Below are 25781 nucleotides of genomic sequence, written 5' to 3'. Positions count from 1 at the left end.
TGCTGCCTGGCCTCGGGACACCGCATTAGACTAGTTGTTACCGGCTGTTTCAGTTTCAACGGGTGGCTACTCATCGGCAAGATCAGCTTGCCTTTGAATTGCAACGACCGGGATCGCGCTCGATCCTGGGTGCCGGCAAATGAGCAATTGATTCGCCTTGCTTACCCCTTGTTACTGATGCAGCAATATCAAGCGTAGTGGCTACCAGGGGTTCCTTAGCTTACGGCTGCCAGGGCTTCAAGGAAGCTTTCAAGCACCAAGTGCGGCCGGCGACCTTTGCGGGTCACGGCCGCTAGATTCAAGTCATAGAAGCGCACGTCAGGTTTCAGGGCGCGCAGGCGACCTTGCTGGACCCAGGCATTGGCGTAATGGTCGGGCAGATAGCCAATGTAGCGTCCGGTCAGGATTAAAAAGGCCATGCCTTCACGGTCGGAGGCACTGGCGGTGCAATTGAGCACTTGATAGTGGGTCTGTATTTCCGGCGGTAAACGAAAGGTCGGGGCGATAGCGTCCTGGGTGTTCAAGCGCTCGTCATCAAGCAACTGGTCGTCAGCATAGAACAACGGGTGGCCTACGGCGCAGTAGAGCAGTGAACGCTCATCATACAGCGGCTGGTAGTCGAGCCCGGACAATGCGCCGGATTGCGGCACTACGCCGATATGCAGGCGGCCGTCGAGCACACCCTGTTCGACTTCGCTTGGAGGCGTCATGCGGATGTGGACGCGCACATCCGGGCCGCGCTCCTTGAGCCGCGAGAGGGCATTGGTGATGCGCATATGCTGTACGGTCACCAAGTTGTCGGTAAGGCCGATATTCAGCTCGCCGCGCAGGTTCTGATGCAAGCCGTTGACCTCGGTGCGAAAGCTTTCCAGGGCAGCGAGCAATTGCTGGGTCGACTGAAACACCTCGCGGCCTTCTTCGGTCAAGGCAAAACCGGCTCGTCCCCGCTGGCAGAGGCGCAAACCCAGGCGTTGCTCAAGGTCGCTCATTTGCTGGCTGATGGCTGAGCGGCCTATGCCCAGTACGCTTTCGGCCGCAGAAAAGCCGCCGGATTCCACGACGCTACGAAACAGTTTCAGCAGGCGGATATCAAAGTCGCTGACTTGGGCCAGTGGATCGGGACGGCGAGTGCTCATTAGTTTAGTAACCGGAGAACTAAAGATATGAATAGTTAAGTTTTACCGACTTTATGCCCGTGGCACCTTTAATGGCAAGCGTACTTCACGTCCGAACATTGTCTTCTAGCGAGGCCGTCCCATGAACATGCCCCAGTCTGCTACTCCGCCATTATCCAGCCAGCTCAAGCTGGATGCTCACTGGATGCCGTTTTCCGCCAACCGTAACTTCCATCGCGATCCGCGTTTTATTGTGTCTGCCGAAGGCAGTTGGCTGACCGATGACAAGGGACGCAAGGTCTACGACAGCCTTTCTGGCCTATGGACCTGTGGCGCCGGTCACTCGCGCAAGGAAATCCAGGATGCCGTGGCCAAGCAACTGGGTACGCTCGACTACTCGCCTGGCTTCCAGTATGGCCATCCGCTGTCATTCCAGCTGGCCGAGCAAATTGCCGACTTGTTGCCTGCTGGCCTCGACCATGTGTTCTTCACCAGTTCCGGTTCCGAGTGCGCCGATACCTCGGTAAAAATGGCCAAGGCCTACTGGCGTCTAAAGGGTCAGCCAGCCAAGACCAAGTTCATTGGTCGCGCCCGTGGTTATCATGGGGTGAACATTGCCGGTACCAGCCTCGGTGGTATCAACGGCAACCGTAAGATGTACGGCCAGTTCATGGATGTTGATCACCTGCCACACACGCTGCAACCGGGCATGGCGTTCACCAAGGGCATGGCCGAGACCGGCGGCGTTGAGTTGGCCAATGAGCTGCTCAAGTTGATCGAGCTGCACGATGCGTCGAACATCGCCGCGGTCATTGTCGAACCCATGTCGGGCTCGGCTGGGGTGCTGGTGCCGCCAGTTGGCTACCTGCAGCGTTTGCGCGAGATCTGCACCCAGCACAATATCCTGCTGATTTTTGACGAAGTGATCACCGCCTTTGGCCGCATGGGCAAGTGGTCGGGCGCTGAATACTTCGGTGTGACGCCAGACATCATGAACACCGCCAAGCAAATCACCAATGGCGCGGTTCCCCTGGGCGCGGTTATTGCGTCCAACGAAATCTATCAAACCTTTATGAACCAGCCCTCGCCCGAGCACATGGTTGAGTTCAGCCATGGCTACACTTACTCGGCGCACCCGGTTGCCTGTGCGGCTGGCCTGGCTTCGCTTGAGTTGCTCAAGCGTGAAAACCTGGTGCAGCAAGCGGCTGAAATCGAACCACACTTTGCCAATGCGCTGCATGGCCTCAAAGGCTCCAAGCACGTCATTGATATCCGCAACTGTGGCCTGGCTGGAGCCATTCAGTTGGCGCCGCGCGATGGTGATGCGGTAATCCGACCATTCGAGGCGGGCATGGCCTTATGGAAAGCTGGGTTCTATGTGCGCTTCGGGGGCGATACCCTGCAGTTTGGGCCAACCTTCAATGCCAAGCGCGAAGACCTCGACCGCGTCTTCGATGCCGTTGGCCAGGCACTGCAAGGTATCGATTAATGACCAAGCGTACACAGGCGGTGGCGACCGTTCAGGTGGATAACAGCGATGTCATAGTTACCGAATGGCGGTTTGCGCCGGGCAGCGAAACCGGTGCCCATTGCCACGGCTACGACTATGTGGTGGTGCCCATGACTGCGGGCACACTGCTGCTGGAAACGCCTGAAGGCGAGAAGCATGCAACCTTGGTTGCCGGCCAAGCCTACTTCCGCAAAGCCGGTGTCGAGCACAATGTGGTCAACGCCAGCGATCACGAAGTGGTGTTCGTCGAAACCGAGATCAAAGCAGCGCAATAGATATCAGGGGGCGCACAAGGTGCCCCTCGCTTCAAATACCTTAGGGCGCTGGATAAGGTCCAACCCTCATAAACTAGTTGCCAACGGAGAATTCCATGAGCGCAGTGAATCACTTAATCCATGGCGAGCAAGTCGCCGGCACTGGCCGCACCGCAGACGTGTTTAACCCTTCTACAGGCGAGGTTATCCACCAGGTTGCACTGGCTGATCGCGCGACCATCCAGCAAGCGATCGACTCGGCCAGATCTGCTTTCCCGGCATGGCGCAATACGCCGCCGGCCAAGCGTGCGCAGATCATGTTCCGCTTCAAGCAATTGCTTGAGCAGCATGAAGCCGCCATCTCGAAGATGATCAGTGAAGAGCACGGCAAGACCCTCGAAGACGCCGCCGGTGAGTTGAAGCGCGGTATCGAAAACGTAGAGTACGCTTGCGCTGCGCCAGAAATTCTCAAGGGCGAATACAACCGTAATGTCGGCCCCAATATCGATGCCTGGAGCGACTTCCAGCCGGTTGGTGTGGTGGCTGGTATTACGCCGTTCAACTTCCCGGCGATGGTGCCGTTGTGGATGTATCCACTGGCAATCGTTTGCGGTAACTGCTTTATCCTCAAGCCTTCCGAGCGTGATCCAAGCTCGACGCTGTATATCGCCCAGTTGCTGCAGGAAGCGGGCTTGCCAAAAGGCGTGCTGAACGTTGTCCATGGCGACAAGGAAGCGGTTGATGCGCTGATCGAAGCGCCAGAAGTCAAAGCCTTGAGCTTCGTTGGCTCGACACCGATTGCCGAATATATCTACTCCGAAGGCACCAAGCGCGGCAAGCGCGTCCAGGCCCTGGGCGGGGCGAAGAACCACGCCGTGTTGATGCCAGATGCTGATCTGGACAATGCAGTCAGCGCACTGATGGGCGCTGCCTACGGCTCCTGTGGCGAGCGCTGCATGGCAATTTCCGTTGCCGTTTGCGTGGGCGACCAGGTTGCCGATGCGATGATCAAAAAGCTGGTGCCGCAGATCAAGGCACTGAAAATTGGCGCGGGTACTTCCACTGGGCTGGACATGGGGCCGCTGGTTACTGGCGCTCACCGTGACAAGGTCAAGGGCTATGTCGATGCGGGCGTTGCTGCTGGTGCCGAACTGGTTGTCGATGGTCGCGGCTTTAGTGTTGCTGGCAACGAGAAGGGCTTTTTCCTCGGTGGTTGCTTGTTCGACCGCGTAACCCCTGAGATGAGCATCTACAAGGAAGAGATCTTCGGCCCAGTGCTCTGTGTGGTTCGCGTCAATAGCCTCGAAGAGGCCATGCAGCTGATCAACGATCACGAATACGGTAACGGCACTTGCATCTTCACCCGCGATGGCGAGTCTGCACGTTTGTTCTGTGACGAAATCGAAGTCGGCATGGTTGGGGTCAATGTGCCTCTGCCAGTGCCAGTCGCCTACCACAGCTTTGGTGGCTGGAAGCGTTCGCTGTTTGGCGACCTGCATGCCTACGGCCCGGACGGCGTACGTTTCTACACCCGTCGCAAAGCCATCACCCAGCGCTGGCCGCAACGTGCCAGCCATGAAGCCGCTTCCTTTGCCTTCCCAAGCAACGGTTAACAAGGGCTGGTTTCAGGGCTGCGCGAGCAGCCTCTGAAGCGTTAGTAAATAACAAGACCCGTCATACCTGGCGGGTCTTTTTATTTGCAGTGTTGAATGCTGGTGGACAAGCTTGGCGTTGCCAGACCCTACGCCATCGGGGGCCGCGTGTAGGGTGGGTAGCGCTGTTTTGCCCACCCATTATCAAAGGCAGCCATCAACGGCTGCGCGCGCAGTGATCTGCAGAGTTGGATACAATCGGCAGAATTTTTGAACAAGAGCGCAGCGCTTCTGAGGCTTGTATGTCACCCCTTGAACTTGTGGCTGCCACGTTAGGCGTCATTGCCGTGTGGCTGACGGTGAAACAGAACATCTGGTGCTGGCCGGTCGGGCTGGTCATGGTGTTGATGTATAGCTGGATCTTCTTCGACATCAAGCTTTATTCGGACATGCTCTTGCAGGTTGTCTATGCGGTGTTGCAACTCTATGGCTGGTGGCAGTGGACCCGTGGCGGTGGCGAGCATAACGGTCGGCAGGTCAGTCGTCTGAGCGCATCGGGGCTGGCGGGCAGTGTGCTGATTGGTGCGCTGGGCAGTGTCGCCCTGGGCTACTTGATGGCGACCCATACAGACGCCGCGTCACCCTGGTTGGATGCGGCACTGACCGCGTTCAGCTTGGTTGCGCAAGTCTGGATGGCGCAGAAACGTCTTGAGTGCTGGATGTTGTGGATCATCGTCGATGTCGTTTTCGTCGGTTTGTTTATCAGCAAAGAGCTGTACCTGACAGCGGCTTTGTATGCGTTGTTCACATTGCTTGCAGTGCAAGGCTGGCGCAGCTGGCGGCGCACCCCTGAGCTTGCATACGCATGAAGGTGCTGGTGCTGACCGGGCCAGAGTCGACCGGCAAAAGCTGGTTGGCGGCTAGCCTGCAGGTGCAGTTTGGCGGCGTCGTGGTTGGCGAGTATGTGCGCTATTTTATTGATCAACAGCAGCGCGATACCTGTTACGCGGATATTCCAGCCATCGCCCGGGGCCAGTTGGAATGGGAAGATAAAGCCCGCGCCGAGCGGCCTGAACTCTTGATTCTCGATACTCACCTGTTGAGCAATATGCTGTGGAGCCGTGAGCTGTTTGGCGATTGTCCCGCCTGGATCGAGGACGCCTTGCTCGCGCGCCGTTATGACCTGAATTTATTGCTCGATCCGCGAGGAGTGCCCTGGGTCGAGGATGGCCAACGCTGCCAGCCGCAATTGGCTGAGCGGGTGCGTTTCTTCGAGGCCTGTCGTGACTGGCTGCTTTGCCATCAGCAGCCTTTTATCCCCTTGCAAGGTGATTGGGCTGAGCGCCAACGCCAAGCCTTGAGCTGTGTCGGGCAGTGGCTGGGCTCGCCGGCATAGCCTTCAATCGTACTGCCAGCGCTTGAGGATGGCGTCCAGTTTACCGTTGTCTTTCAGCCGTTGCAGGGCGCTTGCAAACGCCTTGGCGTGTTGTTGGTCATTTTTATTGAATGCAGCGTAGCGCGGCATTTCGACCAATACGCGCGGTAAAATCCGTACCTTGGACGCCGAGTTTTGTTCCTGCACGAAATACATCAATTGGGTCTTGTCACCGATGATGATGTCAATTCTGCCTGCCAATAGCATCGACACCAGTTGTCTTGGATTGAGTGCGCTGGTGTCACGCGAAAGTTCAGCGTGGTCAAAGGTTGTTTCGTAGGCATAGCCCCTAACCTGGCCTATTACATAGGGCGCCAGGTCTTCGAGGCTTTGCCAGTCGGTTATGGCTGTCTTATGGGTGGTCATAAATACCGTGGCGCCAGTACGCAGCGGCCCCACCAACAGGTATTGATTCATGCGCTCGGCAGTGCCTGCGAAAGCAAATGCCAGGTTGGCCTCATTGCGTTCGAGCATTTGCTTGACGCGCTGCCATGGATACAGGCGTATTCTGAAATCCAGCTTTGCCTCGCTCAAAACTGCACTGACCAAGTCCACATCCAGGCCCATCGGTGTCTCACTATGGGCTTGCGTGAAGCTGTAGGGCGCGAACTGATCATCGGCCACAGCCAGCAAGGGAGCCGCAGATACAGGTGCGCAGATGCACAGCAATAGGCCGAGAAGAAGGTAGCGCATGGTGAGCCCCGCTTGGTCGAGCGCCGGATAGAAGCACGGTGCAGTACATATCAATGCTAGCCAATGCTGGCTGTATATGTACAACTTGCACTCGAGCTGCTCGAGGGGCGTCTCAGAAGGCTGGAACCAAGGGTCGAATCTGGGCAGGCCAGGGGCTTGAACCCGCCCAGATCTGCGAGATCAAACCTTTCTGACGAACTCTGATTTAAGCTTCATTGCGCCGATACCGTCGATCTTGCAGTCAATGTCATGATCGCCGTCGCATAAGCGAATGCCTTTGACCTTGGTGCCGACCTTGACCACCAGCGACGAGCCCTTGACCTTGAGGTCCTTGATCACGGTAACTGTGTCACCGTCTTGCAGTGGGTTGCCGACGGAGTCCTTGATCACTTTTATGTCATCAGCCGCGTTGTCCTCGGCGTTGGCAGACCATTCATGTGCGCATTCAGGGCACATCAGCATGGTGCCGTCTTCATAGGTGTATTCAGAGTTGCATTTGGGGCATGGCGGCAGGGAGCTCACAGCGCGACCTCGGGTTCAGTCTGATAAATGGCCGTATATTATATAGGGTTTTACACGCGTAGCGGCCAACAAACTGGACTTGCGGCCTAGGGCGATGGCTTGAAGGCGGGTCAGATAGTTTGAAGCAGTGCGATACGTACCTCTGTTCGTCAGAGTTACGGGCGTCAATTCGGATGCTTGAGATTTTTCCAGAGGCCTTTAATAATGGCCAGTAACAATCAACTTTACCGCGTGAAAGAACCTGTGGCAGTCGCTTGCTATTCATGATAATTATTTTCTTCGAAATAGCACTCGCTATCACTGCGCCATTATTGATGTCTTTAGTGAAGCCTGTATGGCTGTGAGCCAGTTCACAATAAGTGTCCCCGGCGGAAAAATAAAATTAATAATCCTATATTTCCTACAAGGTGAATAACATGGCCTGCCAGTTTTGGGGGTATTCTTGCTTTTGCAAGAAACAAAGCATTATATGACCGCGCACAGTGTTGGATATTGAATTAAACGGGTCGCTCGCAGGTCAATTCAGCCTGGGGTGTTATACCTCATGGTTTAATATATCGCTCTTTGGCTAGGCTTGGATGCCTAAGAATCTTTTGTATGGGCTCGGAACTAATTCCCTTCCCTGAGGTAGCGGGTCAAAGGAGCAGACGAAAGGTATTTGTTTTTTTGCTGTAAATAGCGCTTATACGTAACAAGGATTGTCACGGCAATGGCCACTGTAATTTTTTCTGCACCGGAACTCTATAGCGGAGAATACTTCCGGTTTATCGAACCTGATCGCTTCACTCATCACGCGCGTGTGCCTGGCTCACCTGACCTTTCAATTCATGGACGACACGGCAAGGGTGTTATGAGGCAGGATGCCTTATTTTTATTACAGATGCTGAAACCCTACTGTCATCGCCAGAGGCCTTTGGAATGATGGAGAGCACACGAATGCCATCTTTCCTGTCAGGGGTGGAGCGAGACCCGCTCGACACTGACTTCATCAGAATGAACTTCCGCTCTTTTGTACAGCGCGGCATTCTTATAATCATGGTTGTAAACCCACTGCATGCGCTTGTGCTCTGGTTAAATCATAGTGCGTGGTGGCAACTCAGTCTTATGGCAATGTTTATTCAGTTGCCATTCTATCCGTTGTGCGGGCAGCAGCGTTCTTTTGCGGTATTTCTCCCCAGCGTGCTGGCGTTGTTTTCGATGGTGGCCGTATATATATGGCTGTTCTCAGAACACTTTGGTTCCAGTGCAGGGTTTCATTATCTGATTATGTCATTGATTCCACTTGTTATATTTGCCGGGCGAATCGGACTCAGGCTCAAGGTGCTTATTTGTCTGCTGATGGCCATTGGTATGTTTATGGCTGAACTCAAATTGCCCGGAACTACCACAAACTCGATGAGTACCGAGGCATTGGAGCAGTTGCGGATCTTGAACTTGCTGATTTGCTTTATCAGCATATCCATGCTGACTTTTACCCACTTTGTCACCGTTTCGCGCATTCAGTCCAAGCTGCAGTATTTGGCGGCGTATGATCCGCTGACACAGCTGGTTAATCGTCGGCGAATGGGGCAACTGGCTGAGCAGGAAGTCTTGCAAAGCCGACGTCAGCAATACCCCTTATCGGTGATTTTGGCGGATGTCGATAATTTCAAAATGATCAATGACCGCCATGGCCATCCGGTTGGCGATGTCGCTTTGCAGCATGTCAGCGAGTTGATCAGCGCTATCGCCCGCGATACGGACAGCTGTTGTCGTTGGGGGGGCGAGGAGTTTTTGGTTTTGTTGCCCCATACAAACTTGCAGGGTGCCATTCAAGTCGCCGAGCGTATAAGGCAGCAGGTTGCAGCAACCCCTTTGAATGCACACGACCTTGAGCTAGAGATGCAATTGACGCTGGGGGTGGCGATGTTGATGCCGAATGAGAAGCTGGCTGAATTGATAAAGCGTGCAGATACAGCGCTTTATGAAGGTAAGCGTGCGAGTCGCAATTGCGTTGTCAAAAGCGATCCGCAATCGAGTTAGCTCAAGGTGTCATGTTGTTGGGGGCTGGCCAGTTCAGGGTCCCCGAGTCACTAAAGCGCGATGTGCCGAACAAGCCGCCTGCAAATTTACCGCTCAATTCATATGGCAGGCCCTGGCCGGGTTTATAGCTTGACGCGCCCATTGCCTGGCGCATCGCCGAAAATGCCGAGATGGTTACGGGCACGCTGATCACCGTCTCTCCAAAGCGCGGAACCTGCCCACTCTGGTCGCTGACACCACTGGCCAGCGGCTGATTGTTTACATCGAGGTCCAGGGCGATGCCGTTGTAATCAATAGCGCTGTCATTCGGGTTTTGCACCCGCAGTTTTACCGAAAAACGCATTTCCAGGCCTTCACCGGGTAAGGGCTCGATGCCGACCAGGTCGATCTTGAGCGGATCGCGGGGCGTCAGGCTGCTGCAAGCCGTGAAGCTGATCAGCAAAAAACCGATGAGCGCGGTTCGTAACAGCGATTGAAGCGATGTGGTGAAGTTGAACATGATGAAGATTCCATTCAATTGTGCAGGCATATGGGCGGCGCGCAGCAGCCAACGGATGTATATGCTATAGACCACATCCGACAACTTAGGTTGTGGTTATTAGTTTTGCGTGTTGCGCTGCTTGCTTTGGAGAACGATGGCGATACCGCCTAGCACTGCCGCCGAGCTTAACAGCAGGCGCAGGTTCAGGGCTTCGCCGAGTAAAAGGCTGCCAGCCAATGCGGTCAGGATTGGCACGCTGAGCTGTACGGTGGCCGCCTGGAAGGATTTCAGCCCACGCAATGCACTGTACCAGATCGCATAGCCGACCCCTGACGTAACCGCCCCGGATAGCACAGCGTAGCCCAAGCCAGCCAAGTCCCACTGCAGGCGGCTGATAAAGACAGCGCTGATGATTAAGCCGATTGGCACTGCCCGCAAGAAATTGCCGGCTGTCGTTGCCAGTGGATCGGTAGCACCGCGGCCCATCAGGGAATAAACACCCCAGGCAACCCCGGCCAAGAGCATCAGCAAGGCACTGCCCAGCGCAGGTGTATTGGCGCCAGGTAGCAGCAAGGCCAGGAGCCCGGCGAGTGCCATTGCCAGGCCAAACGTGGTGGCGAAGCTGAAGCGTTCACCGCGATAAAAGCCCCAGGCAATCATGCTCAACTGGACTGCGCCAAACAGCAGCAGCGCGCCGCTACCGGCATCGAGATTGAGGTAGGCGAATGAAAAGGCGATGGCATAGGTCGTCAGCGCCAGGGCACCTGACCAGGTGCCGGACAAGGGTTGCGCAGCGGTTTTTAAACGCAGGATCACCAGCAAGGTGATTGCCCCGGCGACGAGCCGTACGCTGGTAAAACTTGCAGCGTCTATTTCAGTGGTTTTCAGCGCGAGCCGGCAAACAATAGAGTTACCGGCAAATGCCAGCATTGCCAAGGCGGTAAGCAACAGCGTGCGTGAAGACATGATGCATCCTTGTATGCAGATGGCTCATCTAATCACACAAGCAACGGCAATGGCATTGTACTGAAGGCTCAAGCTGTAAATTGCGCAGGCCAACCGTGTGTTCGCCTGCGCTTGGCCTTTAGAAGTGTACTTTTACGATGAAGTTGGTCGCGCTCTGGTTCGTGCCATCAAGGATGGTGTCGCCCAGGTAGCTATCGTTATCGATACCGTATTTGTCTTTCCAGTAATCGTATTCGATGCCCACATAGAGTTGTTTTTCACCCCAGCTCAGGGCCTTGCCCAAGTCGTATTTGACTTGCGGGTTGAAGTGCAGGTTGGCGTGATAGCTGTTGTCGTTATCGACCACCCAGTCCATGAAACCGTCGATCAGGATATCCGAGTTACCCACTGGGATTGTGTAGCTCCAGACTGGCGTGATCTGCCAGACGTTATCGCCATCACGCTTGCCATCGGTGGTGCGCAAATAGGTATTGATCTGGAAATAATCAAACCCGGGAATTGCCAGGTCAAAGCCCGGACCGATCAGGTACGACTCGGTGTCGTCCTCGCCAAATTCATAGGTCATGGCCAACAGCACGTCCTTGACGGGGCCAAACTCCAGCTTGGTGTTGAACAGCTTGCCGAACGACAGGCGCGGTGCAAACTCGCCATAGAAGGTGCTGCTGTCACCGGCGCCATTGCGCTCGGCACTGTTGTAGGTGATGCCGTCGACGAAGAAAAACAGGTCACCGACACTCCAGCCGCTGGCATGTTCAAAAGTTACGGTTTGCTGGTCTTCCGGATCAACCTTGAAGTTCTTGCCGTAAAGATAGGTGAAGCTGTTGTTTTGCCATTGCAGGTAATCGCCAGCTACAGCCTGGCCGCCAGCCAGAAGCCCGCCGGCTAACATCAGAGTAGAGATAAAACGGTTCATCGGATGGTGCTCCTGGTGCGCAGAATTATAGTTTTAAACCTGTCTATTCGGTCAGGCTGTCGCTTCTAGAGCAAAAACAAAGCCAATCGGCAATTTTTTGTCTTTGTGCGGTTATAAACCCGGTTTTTCGGGGAGTTTTGCTGTATTTGGTTACAGAGTGATCAACTGCGCAGGCGCCATTAACAGCCATTTTTCTGACCAAAAGGACAGTTTTGCATCAGTTTGGGGCGTTGCAGGGCAAGCGTTGCTCAGCCAGCTTTGATAGCTGTTGCTACGAGATGTATCTAGGATCCGGGCGAGATGAAAAGCGCGGCATACTAACGGGCTGTATGCAAAGGTCAAGCGGGGCGTGGGAACGAGCGGTGCATCGGCTCAGGATCAATCGCACCTGAGCCGTGCCGTGATGATGGGATTAAACCTGGTCTGGATTGAATGTCTTGCTCATGCCGGCCCAGCACGCATCGTAATCAGCCTGGAGTTCCGGGCACTGCAGGGCGTGTTGGCTTGGGCGAAGTACATTGCAGGTCTCGAACATAAAAGCCATGGTGTTATCGATCTTATGCGGTTGCAAATCCGCAGCAATCGCCTGGGTTGTACTGGTGTTGTCGGGGCCATGGGCGCTCATGCAATTGTGCAATGAAGCGCCGCCGGGCGAGAAGCCATCGGCCTTGGCGTCGTATGCACCCTTGATCAAGCCCATGAACTCATTCATCAGGTTGCGGTGGAACCAGGGCGGACGGAAGGTGTTTTCGGCCACCATCCAGCGCGGCGGGAAGATCACAAAGTCTGCATTAGCCTGGCCTGGCGTATTGCTTGGTGAGGTCAGCACCGTGAAGATTGACGGGTCCGGATGATCAAAGCTGACGGTGCCAATGGTATTGAAACGGCGCAGATCATATTTATAGGGCAGGTTATTGCCATGCCAGGCGACCACGTCCAGCGGCGAATGATCAAGCTGTGTTGCCCACAACTCGCCAAGAAATTTCTGCACCAGCTGTACCGGTTGCTCCACATCCTCGAAATGGGCGACCGGTGCGAGGAAATCGCGCGGGTTGGCCAAACCATTGCTGCCAATCGGTCCCAACTCCGGCAAATGGAAAGCACTGCCGTGATTCTCGCAGATATAGCCGCGGGCGCTGGCATCGAGTAACTCAACACGAAACTTCATGCCGCGCGGGATTACTGCAATTTCAAGTGGCTCGACCACAAGCAGACCAAGCTCCGTGGCGATTCGCAGGCGACCTTGCTGCGGCACGATCAACAGCTCGCCATCGGCGTTGAACATCACCCGGGTCATCGAGCAATTAGCTCGGTAGACATGCACGCTGACCCCGCTTGCCTGATCGGCAGCGTTGGTGGCGGCGAGGGTAACTAAACCATCAATGAAATCAGTCGCAGGTTCAGGTATTTGCAGGGGGTTCCAGCGCAAGCGATTCGGGGTGACCGGGCCCAGCTGGCCACCGCAAATCTGTTTATCCATGCGTACAAAGGCGGGGTGATTGGCCGAGGGCTTTATGCGGTACATCCAGGTTCGCCGCGAGTCTGCCCGTGGGACAGTAAATGCAGTGCCTGAGAGCAGCTCTGTATACAAACCATAAGGTACTTTTTGCGGCGAGTTTTGCCCGATCGGCAAAGCACCCGGCAATGCTTCACTGCTGTGGTGGTTGGCAAAGCCCGATAAGTAGACGAGGTCTTGGGATTTCATGATTTTATTTTTGTGTAATTGAATTACGTTAAGCGTAACTTGAGTTGTGTTGGTCGTCAAACCACGGCGAAATCAGACGCACAGCCGCCGCTCTGGCAAGTGCAGATCGGTGTGTATTGAGAAAAGGTGGAGCGGGTGAATAGTCGCGTTGGCTAAAGTGCTAAAGCGTGAATCAGGCCATCTTCCGACTATCGTCTTCCAGTTGCCGCTGTAGACGGTAAAGATGACTAAAGCCTTGCTCCCAGCGGCTATGGCCCGATGACACATTGATATGGCCGACACCGCGCAGAATTGAGACTTCGCTGCCCCAAGCTTGCGCTAATTGCAGCGCCCGATTGGCGCTGGCGGCGGGGTCGTTATCCGAGCCAATTAGCTGGCTGGGAAAGGGCAGCCTGGCACTTGGTATGGGCGCAAAGTTGCGCAGTGGGCCAGGGCAGTTGAGTCGTTCTACATCGGCTGGAGCAACCAGCAGCGCACCCAGTACTCGGTTGATCAGCTCTTTAGGTGCTTGCGCGGCCCAATGAGCCACAGTCACACAGCCCAAGCTATGGGCGATAAGCACGACTGGCCGTGTGTCATCTGCTATTGCACGCTGCAATTGCTCAACCCAACTGGTTTTTTGTGGGTGTTGCCAGTTGTCTTGCTCGACCCGGCTGCTGTTCGGCAGCACGCGTTGCCAGTGGCTTTGCCAATGTTCTGCAGGTGAGCCATGCCAGCCTGGAATGATTAAGTAGCGAATGGATTGCTCAGGCATGGGCTTGGCTCATTAAGTGTTTGACGCCAGCAGGGTAGGTAATATTGGTTGGTTAATAAAAGAATAAAAAATTATTTTCTTATTCCTTTTGATCGATTTGGCGAGATGAAGATGCTTGAGTTTGTTTATTCTAAAAAGTAATAAATATGTTAATAAATAGTATTTTTAAGAATAGAAAGGCTCTCCTAATATCGATTCAGACCCACCTGCAGGCAAAGATCAGGGGTGGGATAGGAGCCTAGCAATGACTGCGACAGAAAAAAAATCGAACAACCTGGACGACGCACAGGTGTTGCGCGAAATCAAAAATGCGCTCAACGGCCTCAAGTTTGGTTCGGTAGAGATTGCCGTGCATAACGGCCAGGTGGTGCAAATAGAACGCAAAGAAAAATTCAGGTTGGTAACCGCAAACCAATAGGTTGGCGGAGCTCGTCAGTTTCCGAAGGATTTCCCGCTTTCACCCTAGCCCGACTGGACCACCGGAGGGCGTGATAACCCAACACGTACCGGTATTGCATCCGTTAATCAGCCCCAGGCTGTGTGCGGCCATGTCCAAATCAAATGTCTGTTTAGGGAGTTGCATCATGCTTATTCGTGGTCTTACATTCGCCGCTCTGGCGAGCGCCTTCATTGCTGGTCCCGTCGCCGCAGCGCAAACCTTGTTGAATGTTTCGTACGATCCAACCCGTGAGTTCTACAGCGAGTTCAATGCTGCATTTAATAAACATTGGCAGGCTGAAGGACATCCGGCGATCAAGGTTCAGCAATCCCATGGAGGCTCTGGCAAACAGGCCCGGGCGGTGATCGATGGTTTACCGGCTGACGTTGTCACCCTGGCGCTTGCCGGCGATATCGACGAACTACACCGCATCGGCAAGTTGATCCCTGAAAATTGGCAAGAACGCTTGCCGCAATCAAGCACACCCTACACGTCGACCATTGTCTTCCTGGTGCGCAAAGGTAACCCCAAGGCCATCAAGGATTGGGATGATCTAATCAAGCCGGGCGTGTCGGTTATCACGCCGAATCCGAAAACATCGGGCGGAGCACGCTGGAACTTTCTCGCAGCCTGGGCCTACGCCAAGCAAAAGCTTGGCAGTGACCAACAGGCACAGGATTTTGTAAAGAAGCTTTATAGCAACGTGCCGGTACTGGATACCGGCGCACGTGGCTCAACCATCACCTTCGTGAACAACCAAATTGGCGATGTATTGCTGGCTTGGGAAAATGAAGCCTTTCTGGCACTGAAGGAAGAGGGCGGCGATCAGTTTGAGATTATCGCACCTTCACTGTCTATTCTTGCCGAGCCTCCTGTTGCCGTGGTCGATAAGAACGTCGAGCGCAAAGGCACGCGTGAAGTGGCGCAGGCTTATCTTGAATATCTCTACAGCGATGAAGGGCAGCGCCTTGCCGCCAAACATTTTTATCGCCCACGCAATCCACAAATTGCCGCCGAGTTCAGCAAGCAGTTTCCGGCCTTGAAATTGGTCACTGTCGATAAGGACTTTGGTGGTTGGAAAGTCGCGCAGCCGAAGTTCTTTAACGATGGTGGTGTGTTCGACCAGATCTATCAAGTCCAGTAGTCAGCGGGCCAGGCCCACAATTGCAGTTGTGCAGCACAGCTTACTTAAAGTTGCACTGCACCTGCGTGGTTGTTTGTTAAGGATTGATCATGCTGCGTCGAACTTCTCCCGTCATACCCGGCTTCGGCATGACGCTGGGCTTTACCCTGCTGTACCTGAGCTTGCTGGTGCTGATCCCATTGGCGGCGATGTTCGTCCATGCGGCGCAGCTTTCGTGGGCTGATTTCTGGGCGATCATCTCTGCACCGCGTGTACGTGCCGCACTTAAGTTGAGCTTTAGCACGGCCTTTGCCGCCGCCATGATCAATGCGTTTATCGGTGCCCTGCTGGCCTGGGTATTGGTGCGCTACGAGTTTGCCGGGCGCAAGGTCATCGAAGCCATGATCGACCTACCATTTGCACTGCCCACCGCTGTTGCCGGTATCGCGTTGACTGCCTTGTATGCGCCCAATGGCTTGATCGGCAAGTTGGCCAGCGACATCGGTTTGAAAATTGCCTACACCCCGCTGGGGATCACCTTGGCACTTGCGTTTGTCACCTTGCCGTTTGTGGTGCGCACCCTGCAACCGGTGTTGGCTGATATCCCGCGCGAGATCGAAGAGGCCGCCGCCTGTCTGGGGGCCAAGCCATTGCAGATTGTGCGTCATCTGATTTTGCCTGCGATGTTGCCAGCCTGGTTGACCGGTTTCTCATTGGCTTTTGCGCGAGGCGTGGGCGAGTACGGATCGGTTATTTTCATTGCCGGCAACATGCCGATGAAAACTGAAATCCTGCCACTGCTGATCATGGTCAAGCTCGATCAATACGACTATCACGGCGCTACCGCGATTGGCGTACTGATGCTGGTGGTTTCATTTACTTTGCTGCTGCTGATCAATCTGTTGCAGCGCAGAATTATCAAAACTTGAGGGTGGATCATGTCATCACAATCGAGTGCCTTGCCGTCTTCAAATCACCGGCTAAGGCGCCGCAATAATTCAGGCAAACCGCTGTTGATAATGGCGGCCTGGATGGTGTTTGGATTATTTCTGTTGCTGCCACTGGGCGTGGTTGTCAGCGCCGCATTAAAGCAAGGCTGGGCGGTGTTTATCAGCGCCATATTCGAGCCTGATGCCTTGTCTGCGCTGCAGTTGACTTTGCTTGCGGTGGGCATTTCTGTGCCGCTTAACTTGGTGTTTGGCGTCTGCGCCGCATGGGCTGTAAGCAAGTATGAGTTTCGCGGTAAAAGCCTGCTGGTCACGCTGATCGATTTGCCGTTTTCGGTATCGCCGGTCATTGCAGGTTTGATTTATGTCTTGTTGTTCGGTGCCCAGGGTTTTTTCGGCGAGTGGTTGCAGGCGCGCAATATTCAAATTGTTTTTGCCTTGCCGGGGATCATTCTGGCAACAGTGTTCGTCACAGTGCCATTTGTGGCTCGCGAGCTGATTCCACTGATGCAGCAGCAGGGCACCCAGGAAGAGGAAGCCGCACGCTTGCTCGGCGCCAATGGCTTGCAAATGTTCTGGCATGTCACCTTGCCCAACATCAAGTGGGGGTTGATCTACGGTGTGGTGCTCTGTACTGCACGGGCGATGGGTGAGTTTGGTGCTGTCTCGGTGGTTTCCGGGCATATCCGTGGCTACACCAACACATTGCCGCTGCATGTCGAGATTCTCTACAACGAATACAACCACGTTGCGGCATTCAGTGTCGCCAGCTTGTTATTGCTGCTGGCGCTGATCATTTTGTTGTTAAAGCAGCTGAGTGAGCAGCGCCTAAATCACCTCAAGCATGTCGCCAACGAGAATTGACGGGCTTTAGGTGTCGCGCAGCAAGTCGTGGCTATCAAGCAGGCGGAAGGCAATCTCTGGACGTTTTTCCAGGCCTCGGCGAATGGCTGCCGGAATCGATTGGCGAGTCTTGCGGCACAGCCCGGTCAGCTCTGCGATCTCTATGGCAATGCCGCGCATGCTGCGTACCTCGTTAAAGCCGGGGGCAACCTTCACGCGTACACCCAGCTGTTCGTAGATACGCGCTTGCAGGCGTTCGAGGTCTTCAAGGCTCTGGATGTTTTCAAGCCGCTCGATCAGGCGTCTTTCTTCATGGCGGGTCAATCGAAGGATGCGCACGTCCGCCCCTGGAGTCGTCTCCAGTTGCTCGCGCCCGCAGTCGCAGGCGCCGGGCGGACAGGGTTGGCGAGTTGCAAAGGTTTCGCTCATGGGCTCCGGGGTAGAACTGTTCAAACTGCCGCGCCCAATGTTGGAGTAGGCGGCTGTACGCATGATGCGGTAGTGCCGTTTTTAGCACAGGCCTGATCGAATATCCCAGCATTTTGTCAGCAGCCGTGCGAGGAGCTGGCCCAGCCGCTTTGGTAACAGTGTGGCCTACTGGGCTTCTGCCTTTTGCATCAATGTACGTTGGCGCCATTCCATAAAGGTTTTGAGCAACAATGTGAGCAGCGCCATCAGTGCAAGCAGGGCGGCTGCGGTGAATGCAGCAGCGGTCTTGTAGTCGTTGTTGAGCTGATCGACCAGCAAGGGCAAGGTCAGCGTGTGGTTGATAATGGTGCCTGATACCACCGACACCGCCCCAAACTCCCCGACTGCACGGGCGTTGGTTACCACTACGCCGTAGAGCAATGCCCATTTGATTTTGGGCAGGGTGATGTTGCGGAATATCTGCCAACCATTCGCACCCAGGCAAAGCGCCGCGGTTTCTTCATCCTGCCCCTGGGTCTGCATGACGGGAATCAGGATACGGGCCACATAGGGTGCGGTGACGAATACGGTGACCATGACAATGCCGGGCCAGGCGAACATGATCTGGATATCGTTATCGTAGAACCACTGGCCCAGCGTGCTTTCGATGCCGTAGACCACCAGGTAGCACAGGCCTGCCACAACGGGGGATACCGCATAAGGAATATCGACAAAGGTGGTCAGCACCTTGCGGCCACGGAAGTCATAGTGGGTAATGCACCAGGCCAGCAGTACACCGAACACCAGGTTGATCGGCACGGTCATGGCGGCAACCATTAGCGTCAAGCCGATGGCATGCAGCATGTAGTCTTCGTTCAGGTTGCCCCATAACAGCGTCAGTCCACCCGAGAGTGCCTTGCTGAAGATCAGCAGCAACGGCACCAGCAGGATCAGGATGACAAGGCTCAAGCCAAGCGCGATCAGCAGCCATTGATGCCAGTGTTGAGGTTTTTTCATTTGCCTTGCCGTTGCCATTTGAAAAGATGGCCCTGTAGTACTTGCAAGCTAAACAGCAGTGTCAGAGATGCCAGCAGGATCACCGAGGCAATTGCCGCGGCAGCCGGGTAGTTGAACTCCTGCAAGCGGATAAAAATCATCAGCGAGGACACCTCGGTCTTGAACGGGATATTGCCCGCCAGCATGATCACCGCACCAAACTCACCGAGGCTGCGGATAAACGACTGCGAAGCGCCGGTCAACAAGGCAGGCAGTAAAGTCGGGAGTATGACGTGGAAGAAGGTTTGTACGCGATTGGCGCCCAAGGTCCTGGCGGCTTCTTCGTATTCGTGCCCCATGTCTTGCATTACCGGCTGTACGGTGCGCACAACAAAGGGCAGGCTGGTAAATACCATGGCGATCATGATGCCGGGGTAGGCATAGGCCAGCTTGATGCCCATGGGCTCAAGCCATGCGCCCAGCCAGCCACTGGGAGCCAGTAGCGTTGCCAGGGTCAAGCCGGCGACTGAGGTCGGCAAGGCAAAAGGCAGGTCGATAAATGCATCGATCAGGCGCCGGCCCGGGAATTCATAACGGGTGATGATCCACGCCAGCAACATGCCGATCAGCACCGTGGCAATGGTGGCGTAAAAGGCCCCGCTCAAGGTCACCTTGTAACTCTGCACCACACGTGGGTCGCTGATCGCGTGCCAATACTGAGCCCAGCCCATGTCGCCGACATACACCAGCAACGCCGACAGCGGGAACAGGATGACCAGGGAAATATAAAAGGTGCTGAAGCCAAAGCTCAGGCCAAAACCTGGCAGCAATGGTTTTTGCAGAAAAAAACGAGCAGAGGTGGTTTGCACACTCAAATTCCTGAACGAACAGGCCACAGCTCAAGGCTGTGGCCTATTGTATGACTCAAAGCAAAGAACTATCAGCGGCCTTCAGCCAGCAACTGATCCAGTACGCCGTTGGAAGCAAAGTGCTTCGCGGTGATCTCATCCCAAGTGCCCAGCACTTCATTCGGATTGATCAGTCGCACTTGCGGGAACTGGCTGGCCGTTGCAGCGACCACTTCCGGGTTATGCACGCGGTAGTTGAAGGTGGTCAGCAGTTGCTGGATTTCTTTGGTGTACTGGAACTCAAGAAAGGCTTTGGAAACTTCGCGGGTGCCTTTGGAGTCGACGACCTTATCAACCAGCGCGACCGGAAACTCAGCCAGAACGCTCACTGGCGGGACCACGATTTCATACTCGCCGGATTTGAACTCATCACTCTTGGCGATGTTGATCACTTCAGATTCAAAGGTCAGCAGCACGTCACCCTGGCCATTCTGGGCAAAGGCTACAGTCGCCGCACGGCCGCCGGTGGGGAAGTTCTGCACGTTATGCAGGATCTTTGCGACGAAGCTCTTGATCTTGGTTTCATCGCCGTCAAACTTCTCATTGGCAAACAGCCAGGCGCCCAGATAGCTGTAGCGGGCATTGCCCGAGGTTTTCGGGTTAGGAAAAACCAGCTTCACATCATCACGGGCCAGGTCATCCCAGTTCTTGATGTTTTTCGGATTGCCTTTGCGCACCAGGAAGGCTGTGGTGCTGTAATACGGCGAGCTGTTGTTGGGGAACTGCTTGGCCCAGTCTTTGCGCACCAGGCCACGCTTGGCGAGAATGTCGATATCGGTGACTTGGTTGAAGGTGACGATATCAACCTTTTTACCTTGGATAATGTCTTGCGCCTGGCGCGAAGTGCCGGCGAACGATTGGTCGATCTTCAGGTCCTTGCCGGTTTCAGCCTTCCACTTGGCAACAAACTTGGGGTTGATCGCGGCAAAGACTTCACGAGCGATATCGTACGAAGCATTGAGGATCGGCTTGTCTTCAGCCAAAGCAGGCAGGCTACTGAACAGACCCGTGGAGATAATACTGGCGACAAGCAGTTTCTTTAGCATGATCAAAACATTCCCCATGTTTGCGGCAGGCATATAGTTCGATTATTCGAATCTAGGCCAAATTATTGGGGCTGATACTGCCTAAGTTTTTTATTCTTAAAAAGTAATTTTTAGCGCTATATATAGATCGAAATTGAATTTGCTACCTTGATCTCCGCTCCTCGTGGATTTACAGCGAATCACCCAGTGGCTAGTGTATGCGCACATTTCAGGGCGGCAGGGCCTTTTTTATATTCCGCATACGAATATAAATGTGACTAAAGAGTATTTTTAAGAATATAGCGGGCGGCGCTATCATCCGCGCACCCACGCATCGCCTTTATCAGCCGTTTTCCTACAACCTTGGCTGTGGGGTCACCAGAATTAACCGCCCGCGCCAGAAGGCTGAGGACGCAACGCATGTCGATTGAAATCACTAACGTCAGCAAGAACTTCAATGCGTTCAAGGCGCTGAACCAGATCAATCTCAATATCCAGAGCGGCGAACTGGTCGCTCTGCTCGGGCCATCCGGGTGCGGCAAGACCACCTTGCTGCGCATTATTGCCGGCCTCGAAACTCCTGATACCGGCAGCATTCAGTTCCACGGCGAAGATGTTTCCGAGCACGATGTGCGTGATCGCAATGTCGGCTTTGTGTTCCAGCACTACGCATTGTTTCGCCATATGACGGTATTCGATAACGTCGCCTTTGGTTTACGCATGAAGCCCAAGCGCGAGCGTCCCAGTGAGACTGTCATTGCGCAAAAGGTGCACGAACTGCTTGGCCTGGTGCAACTCGACTGGCTTGCCGACCGTTATCCGGAACAGCTTTCCGGTGGCCAGCGTCAACGTATTGCGCTGGCTCGCGCACTCGCTGTTGAGCCCAGGGTCTTGCTGCTTGACGAGCCGTTCGGGGCGCTGGATGCCAAGGTTCGCAAGGAGCTGCGCCGCTGGTTGGCGCGCCTGCATGAAGATGTACACCTGACATCAGTGTTTGTTACCCATGACCAGGAAGAAGCCATGGAAGTGGCCGACCGGATCGTGGTGATGAATAAAGGTGTGATCGAGCAGATTGGTTCACCAGCAGAGGTTTATGAAAACCCGGCCAGTGACTTTGTCTATCACTTCCTGGGTGATGCCAACCGCCTTTATATCGGCCAGGATCACCACGTATTGTTCCGCCCGCATGAGGTTCACTTGTCGCGCCATGCCGAAGAAGGGCACCAGGCCGGTGAAGTACGCGATATCCGGCCATTGGGGGCAATTACCCGCGTGACCCTGAAGGTAGAAGGTCAGGCCGACCTGATTGAAGCCGAAGTCGCCAAGGACCACATGAGCCTTGATGATCTGGTGCGCGGTGAAACACTCTACTTCAAGCCCAAGGGCGGCCAGGCGCTGTCCAATCCCTGAGCTGCACGGGCCTTGTCACTGATGGCGAGGCCTGTGCGTACAGGCCCAGTGAAGCCTGCGCCATCGGGCTCTTTTGCTCGATAGCGCAGGTTGTCCGGAGCATCTGCACGGATGTCACGCCTGCAGCAATGCATCCAGTTCGCCCTTGCGGTCAAGACTTGCCAGATCATCAAAGCCGCCGACATGCAGGTCGCCAATAAATATCTGCGGTACGCTTCGGCGCTTGGATTTATGCAGCATCTCCGCGAGTCTCTGGGGCGAGGCCGCAACGTCGATTTCCGTGGTGCTGGCACCCTTGCGTGCCAACAAGCTTTTGGCGCGTACGCAGTAAGGGCAATGCTGGGTCGTATAAATGGTTACCTGGCTCATGTTCTGGCTCCTTAGCGTGCCGATGGTGGGAAGTCCACGTCAGGGTCGGCAATGTTGTTCAGGTAATTGCTTAGGGTGAGCAGTGTCACGTGTGCAACTACTTCGACGATCTTTCTGTCGGTCAGGCCTGCCTCATGGGCCGCCGCTATTTGAGCGTCGGTCAGTTGGCCGCGACTTTGCGCAATTTGTCGCACCAGTGCAGCTAGCGCATTCAACTCACCCGATCGTGCCCTGCCGACATCACTTTCGCTCAAACCGGCTTTTTTACCGAAGAAGCTGTGGGCGGTGACGCAATAATTGCACTCGTTAACTTCAGAAGTCGCGAGGGCTACGACTTCCCGTTCGGCAGTGCTCAATGAGCTTTTGCCCAAGGCCTGGTTCAGGGCCAGGTAAGCATTCAATGCCGCAGGGGCATGGGCCAGTGTCTTGATCGAGTTGGGTATAAAGCCAAAGGTTTTTTGCACGGCTTCAAGAGCGGCATGTGAACCAGCAGGGGCTTGGTCAGGTGTTAAAGCAGCGATGCGAGGCATGGTGATTCTCCAATAAGTTGAGTCCTGCTTGTTGAACAAGCGTTGAGTGAATATTAGGTCTCGGGACTTTTCTTTTGGGTTCAGATCGTCGATGTTATGCAACAGATCGTCTAAATAGGTGTTGTTCAATGGACCGCTTATCAACCCTGCTAAAACACTTCAACCTGCATGCGGCCACCTATCATCAAGGTGGTTTTTGCGGTGTGGCGGATGTCGCCGAGGGTGACTATGGCCATGTGCATCTGCTGCGCTCTGGCCGCCTGAGTTTCAGGGATGAGCATAATCAAGCTATCGAATTGACTGAGCCGAGCCTGGTGTTGTTGATTCGCCCACTGCAGCATCAGTTAGTGGCAACAGAGGCCGATGAGGCCGAGTTGGTGTGCGCGACCTTGAGCTTCGATGGCGGGGCCAATAATCCGCTGACCATGGCGTTGCCGCCTTACATCATCAAACCACTTCGAGAACTGCCGGACTTGCACGGCATCCTTGAGTGGCTGTTTGAAGAGGCATTCGGCGATGAATGTGGTCGCGACGTGGTGCTCAATCGGCTGTTTGAGCTGATGATGATCCAACTGCTCCGTCATCTTATTGCCAGCCGCAGCATTGCCTCCGGGATGATGGCCGGGTTGGCTAATCCGCGCCTGTCGCGGGCGCTCACGAGTATCCATAACGAGCCCCAGCGCAATTGGACCGTGGCTGACCTGGCGGGTATTGCATCCATGTCGCGGGCCAGCTTTGCCGCGCACTTTCGCCAGACGGTGGGCGTTACCCCGGCGGATTACCTGGCCAACTGGCGAGTCAGCCTGGCGCAAAAACGCTTACGCGAAGGGCGGCCCATCGCGCTAATTGCCGATGAGGTTGGCTATGAAAGCCCATCGGCTCTTGCACGCACCTTCCGTCGCAAGGTCGGCGTCAGCCCCAGTGAATGGATACAGCGCACAGCCTGACCAACATGAGTCTGGCTGGCTAAGTCCGCACTGATCGATCACGACAAAGGCGCCCTTGGGCGCCTTGTCAGTTGGCGGTGCTTCCCCGGGGGCCATCCATTGGATTGGCCGGGGTTGGTTATGCCACGCCGCGATTGCGGGCGTAATCCAGGAAGCCATCGACATCCTCGGAGCATAGGCGCTCGACCACGCTGGCGACTTCCTCTTTGGGCCAGTCCCACCAGCCGGTCGCAAGCAGTGCCTCGCGGGTCGGCTCATCAAAGCGCCAGCCGATTACCCGCGCAGGATTACCCGCCACGATCGAGTAGGGCGCAACATCCCGGTTGACCAGTGATTCAGCCGCCACCACAGCGCCGTGCCCGACCGTGACGCCCGACAGGATCGTGCTGTTGGTGCACAGCCAGACATCGTTACCGATGATCACGTCGCCTCGTGATCCGCCGTAACCCTTGATGTGACTGGCCTCTTTCAACTTGGCCGGGAACGGGTAGGTGGAAATCCAGTTGGTGCGATGATCACCTCCAAGCACGATCAAAACCCCGTTGGCGATCGAGCAGTAAGCACCAATTCGGAGGGTCGTGCCTTCGCGGAAATCCTTGACCTCAGGCATGCCGTAGCTGCCGGTGCCGTACTCGTAGCGTGGATAGCGGCGCTTGAAATGCGCCTGGCCCCGCTCGAACTCGGGCACACGCTCAAGCACGCGCTTGAGCCGTTTTCGCTTGGCGTTTGGGCTCGCAACGCCGATATACAGCAACACCACTATCAGCGCACTTGCCGACAGCACCAACGACACCCACTCCATTTTCCTCTCCCCATCGCCTATCTGGACACTCGAAGCCAACAGTGCCCCTAGTGGCTTTGGATTATCAGGCACTTCCCTGGTGCGGTAAATCTTGCATCGTTATAAGTGGTGGGCGGTCGATACCTTTATTCACTGCGTCCCTGTTCCAGTCTTTGCCTGGATAATGCAAATGCCTTCGAGTTGATGGTTTCAGATTGGTCCTACGGCCCTGTAAGAAAAGGCGGCTCCCGGCCTGGGGTGTGATCCTGCAATATGCGCGGTTTTCCATACCGATGAGGCCCGCATGCGCGATCTTCGCATTGCCGCTAGAGCACTGAGTCTCGCCCTGATTTTGCCGCTGTCTTACGCAAAGGCAGACACCAGCGCAGACATCCGCTCAACCGCACTCGATGTGGAGCGTTACCTGTTGCTCTACAGCAACGGTGGCGATGAGCGATTCTGGACGCAGATGAACGAAGCCCAGAATCAGCTCGGCGAGCAGATCAAGACAGAGAAGGGCGCCGCCACACTGGAGGGTATTCTCTCGACCTATCAAGGTTATGCCGATGACGTTCGAGCCGCGTATTGGCAAAACAATCAGGACTTGAGCACCTCGCTGGCTCAGGCGTTCAACGTCTTCAAGTTGCTGGACTCATTCCTGCCCGCCGATACAAGCAGCCAGGCACCAAGCCTTGCGGATAACCTGCGCAGCTTCGCCGTACTCAGCATTCGCCAGGACACGCCGCTTGCAGAAACCGGCGATCAGCAAACCATTGACCAGCTTGCCAAGCGCATCAGCGCACAGATTGACGCGTTATCAAACAAGAACCCCAAGGCCTACCAACAAGTACCAATGCGCTGGAAATACCTGCAAATCGCCCACCGCAACGGAAAGCCCCTGATCTACCCGTTCAATGCGCAAATTGAATATATGCTGGCGCAGCTTGAGGCAGGCTCAGCCGATTGAGCCTATGCCATTGCTGCTGGGCAGTGGGTTGAATAAAGGTGCAAGTCTTGTCATCGCCTGTTCTGTTGTCGAGCAATAGCATCGAAGCGTATTGGCCATATTTGTGCTGAACCGGATCACGCAGCA

The 25781-nt window shown here is 55.0% G+C and carries 28 protein-coding genes; 13 read left to right on the top strand and 15 right to left on the bottom strand.

What is annotated here, in order from left to right:
* Nucleotides 1-215: 215 nt before the first annotated feature.
* The gene (locus CHB79_RS14750) at nt 216-1136 is read right to left on the bottom strand and encodes a LysR family transcriptional regulator (RefSeq protein WP_089360477.1); all 921 of its coding nucleotides are present in this window, start codon (nt 1134-1136) and stop codon (nt 216-218) included.
* 121 nt (nt 1137-1257) lie between these two features.
* Here CHB79_RS14750 and aptA point away from each other — a divergent pair, with 121 nt between their 5' ends.
* The 5 genes from aptA to CHB79_RS14725 all read left to right on the top strand — a co-directional run bounded on the left by aptA (nt 1258) and on the right by CHB79_RS14725 (nt 5867).
* Nucleotides 1258-2604: an omega-aminotransferase AptA gene (aptA, locus tag CHB79_RS14745; RefSeq protein ID WP_010487388.1), complete on the top strand. Its 1347-nt coding sequence runs from the start codon at nt 1258-1260 to the stop codon at nt 2602-2604.
* Nucleotides 2604-2900 (top strand): cupin domain-containing protein, encoded by a 297-nt coding sequence (locus tag CHB79_RS14740; protein WP_010487391.1) that lies wholly within the window; start codon nt 2604-2606, stop codon nt 2898-2900. Before aptA ends, CHB79_RS14740 begins: the two co-directional genes overlap by 1 nt.
* 95 nt (nt 2901-2995) lie before the next feature.
* Nucleotides 2996-4492, top strand: a complete 1497-nt coding sequence (locus CHB79_RS14735; protein WP_089360476.1) for a CoA-acylating methylmalonate-semialdehyde dehydrogenase — start codon at nt 2996-2998, stop codon at nt 4490-4492.
* Nucleotides 4493-4773: 281 nt separating this feature from the next.
* The gene (pnuC, locus tag CHB79_RS14730; RefSeq protein ID WP_089360475.1) at nt 4774-5340 is read left to right on the top strand and encodes a nicotinamide riboside transporter PnuC; all 567 of its coding nucleotides are present in this window, start codon (nt 4774-4776) and stop codon (nt 5338-5340) included.
* Nucleotides 5337-5867, top strand: a complete 531-nt coding sequence (locus CHB79_RS14725) for an AAA family ATPase (RefSeq protein WP_089360474.1) — start codon at nt 5337-5339, stop codon at nt 5865-5867. Before pnuC ends, CHB79_RS14725 begins: the two co-directional genes overlap by 4 nt.
* A gap of 3 nt (nt 5868-5870) precedes the next feature.
* Here the strand turns inward: CHB79_RS14725 and CHB79_RS14720 are convergent, their stop codons facing one another.
* Together CHB79_RS14720 and CHB79_RS14715 are read right to left on the bottom strand one after the other, a co-directional pair.
* The gene (locus tag CHB79_RS14720; RefSeq protein WP_089360473.1) at nt 5871-6599 is read right to left on the bottom strand and encodes a substrate-binding periplasmic protein; all 729 of its coding nucleotides are present in this window, start codon (nt 6597-6599) and stop codon (nt 5871-5873) included.
* 180 nt (nt 6600-6779) lie between these two features.
* Nucleotides 6780-7121, bottom strand: coding sequence for a zinc ribbon domain-containing protein YjdM (locus CHB79_RS14715; protein ID WP_010487399.1), 342 nt, complete (start codon nt 7119-7121; stop codon nt 6780-6782).
* 936 nt (nt 7122-8057) lie between these two features.
* Here CHB79_RS14715 and CHB79_RS14710 point away from each other — a divergent pair.
* Complete coding sequence (locus CHB79_RS14710) at nt 8058-9143, top strand: GGDEF domain-containing protein (protein WP_176443200.1); 1086 nt, start codon at nt 8058-8060, stop codon at nt 9141-9143.
* A gap of 1 nt (nt 9144) precedes the next feature.
* On the opposite strand, the gene CHB79_RS14705 is transcribed toward CHB79_RS14710, so the two are convergent.
* From CHB79_RS14705 to CHB79_RS14685, 5 genes are all read right to left on the bottom strand, one after another.
* Nucleotides 9145-9642 (bottom strand): LEA/WHy family protein, encoded by a 498-nt coding sequence (locus CHB79_RS14705; protein ID WP_245851499.1) that lies wholly within the window; start codon nt 9640-9642, stop codon nt 9145-9147.
* Nucleotides 9643-9741: 99 nt separating this feature from the next.
* Nucleotides 9742-10590, bottom strand: coding sequence for a DMT family transporter (locus CHB79_RS14700; protein WP_089360471.1), 849 nt, complete (start codon nt 10588-10590; stop codon nt 9742-9744).
* A gap of 118 nt (nt 10591-10708) precedes the next feature.
* Nucleotides 10709-11503 carry an outer membrane protein OmpK gene (locus CHB79_RS14695; RefSeq protein WP_089360470.1) on the bottom strand — a complete coding sequence of 265 codons (795 nt, stop codon included), beginning with the start codon at nt 11501-11503 and terminating at the stop codon, nt 10709-10711.
* Between the two features lie 412 nt (nt 11504-11915).
* Entirely contained in the window at nt 11916-13208 is a 1293-nt protein-coding gene (hmgA, locus tag CHB79_RS14690) for a homogentisate 1,2-dioxygenase (protein ID WP_176443199.1), read from the bottom strand.
* Between the two features lie 172 nt (nt 13209-13380).
* Nucleotides 13381-13962: an RBBP9/YdeN family alpha/beta hydrolase gene (locus CHB79_RS14685; protein ID WP_089360469.1), complete on the bottom strand. Its 582-nt coding sequence runs from the start codon at nt 13960-13962 to the stop codon at nt 13381-13383.
* A gap of 244 nt (nt 13963-14206) precedes the next feature.
* Here CHB79_RS14685 and oscA point away from each other — a divergent pair, with 244 nt between their 5' ends.
* From oscA to cysW (CHB79_RS14665), 4 genes are all read left to right on the top strand, one after another.
* Complete coding sequence (oscA, locus tag CHB79_RS14680; RefSeq protein ID WP_010487411.1) at nt 14207-14380, top strand: sulfur starvation response protein OscA; 174 nt, start codon at nt 14207-14209, stop codon at nt 14378-14380.
* A 166-nt stretch (nt 14381-14546) separates the two neighbouring features.
* Complete coding sequence (locus CHB79_RS14675) at nt 14547-15545, top strand: sulfate ABC transporter substrate-binding protein (protein WP_089360468.1); 999 nt, start codon at nt 14547-14549, stop codon at nt 15543-15545.
* A gap of 89 nt (nt 15546-15634) precedes the next feature.
* Nucleotides 15635-16453 carry a sulfate ABC transporter permease subunit CysT gene (gene cysT / locus CHB79_RS14670; protein ID WP_089360467.1) on the top strand — a complete coding sequence of 273 codons (819 nt, stop codon included), beginning with the start codon at nt 15635-15637 and terminating at the stop codon, nt 16451-16453.
* A gap of 9 nt (nt 16454-16462) precedes the next feature.
* Nucleotides 16463-17335: a sulfate ABC transporter permease subunit CysW gene (gene cysW, locus CHB79_RS14665; RefSeq protein WP_089360466.1), complete on the top strand. Its 873-nt coding sequence runs from the start codon at nt 16463-16465 to the stop codon at nt 17333-17335.
* Nucleotides 17336-17341: 6 nt separating this feature from the next.
* On the opposite strand, the gene CHB79_RS14660 is transcribed toward cysW (CHB79_RS14665), so the two are convergent.
* The 4 genes from CHB79_RS14660 to cysP form a co-directional block, all read right to left on the bottom strand.
* A complete protein-coding gene (locus tag CHB79_RS14660) occupies nt 17342-17743 on the bottom strand; it encodes a hypothetical protein (protein ID WP_089360465.1) in 402 nt (133 codons plus the stop codon).
* Between the two features lie 165 nt (nt 17744-17908).
* On the bottom strand, nt 17909-18739 hold the full coding sequence (gene cysW, locus CHB79_RS14655; RefSeq protein ID WP_089360464.1) for a sulfate ABC transporter permease subunit CysW: 831 nt from the start codon (nt 18737-18739) through the stop codon (nt 17909-17911).
* On the bottom strand, nt 18736-19587 hold the full coding sequence (gene cysT, locus CHB79_RS14650) for a sulfate ABC transporter permease subunit CysT (RefSeq protein WP_010487419.1): 852 nt from the start codon (nt 19585-19587) through the stop codon (nt 18736-18738). Before cysT (CHB79_RS14650) ends, cysW (CHB79_RS14655) begins: the two co-directional genes overlap by 4 nt.
* A 71-nt stretch (nt 19588-19658) precedes the next feature.
* Nucleotides 19659-20672: a thiosulfate ABC transporter substrate-binding protein CysP gene (cysP, locus tag CHB79_RS14645; protein ID WP_089360603.1), complete on the bottom strand. Its 1014-nt coding sequence runs from the start codon at nt 20670-20672 to the stop codon at nt 19659-19661.
* Between the two features lie 399 nt (nt 20673-21071).
* Here cysP and CHB79_RS14640 point away from each other — a divergent pair, with 399 nt between their 5' ends.
* Nucleotides 21072-22061, top strand: a complete 990-nt coding sequence (locus CHB79_RS14640; protein ID WP_010487424.1) for a sulfate/molybdate ABC transporter ATP-binding protein — start codon at nt 21072-21074, stop codon at nt 22059-22061.
* A gap of 114 nt (nt 22062-22175) precedes the next feature.
* Here CHB79_RS14640 and grxC read toward each other — a convergent pair whose 3' ends face one another.
* Nucleotides 22176-22430, bottom strand: coding sequence for a glutaredoxin 3 (gene grxC / locus CHB79_RS14635; protein ID WP_010487425.1), 255 nt, complete (start codon nt 22428-22430; stop codon nt 22176-22178).
* Nucleotides 22431-22441: 11 nt separating this feature from the next.
* The gene (locus CHB79_RS14630; RefSeq protein ID WP_089360602.1) at nt 22442-22960 is read right to left on the bottom strand and encodes a carboxymuconolactone decarboxylase family protein; all 519 of its coding nucleotides are present in this window, start codon (nt 22958-22960) and stop codon (nt 22442-22444) included.
* Nucleotides 22961-23088: 128 nt separating this feature from the next.
* On the opposite strand from CHB79_RS14630, the gene CHB79_RS14625 reads away from it, so the two are divergent.
* Nucleotides 23089-23907: an AraC family transcriptional regulator gene (locus tag CHB79_RS14625; protein WP_089360463.1), complete on the top strand. Its 819-nt coding sequence runs from the start codon at nt 23089-23091 to the stop codon at nt 23905-23907.
* Nucleotides 23908-24025: 118 nt separating this feature from the next.
* On the opposite strand, the gene CHB79_RS14620 is transcribed toward CHB79_RS14625, so the two are convergent.
* Complete coding sequence (locus CHB79_RS14620; RefSeq protein WP_089360462.1) at nt 24026-24709, bottom strand: CatB-related O-acetyltransferase; 684 nt, start codon at nt 24707-24709, stop codon at nt 24026-24028.
* A 283-nt stretch (nt 24710-24992) separates the two neighbouring features.
* Here CHB79_RS14620 and CHB79_RS14615 point away from each other — a divergent pair, with 283 nt between their 5' ends.
* Nucleotides 24993-25655 (top strand): hypothetical protein, encoded by a 663-nt coding sequence (locus tag CHB79_RS14615; protein ID WP_089360461.1) that lies wholly within the window; start codon nt 24993-24995, stop codon nt 25653-25655.
* The last annotated feature ends 126 nt before the right edge of the window (nt 25656-25781 follow it).

Source organism: Pseudomonas segetis, assembly GCF_900188155.1.
Taxonomy (GTDB): Bacteria; Pseudomonadota; Gammaproteobacteria; order Pseudomonadales; family Pseudomonadaceae; genus Aquipseudomonas; species Aquipseudomonas segetis.
Note: the sequence above shows the minus strand (reverse complement) of the source record. Positions and strands in the feature narration are given on the sequence as shown.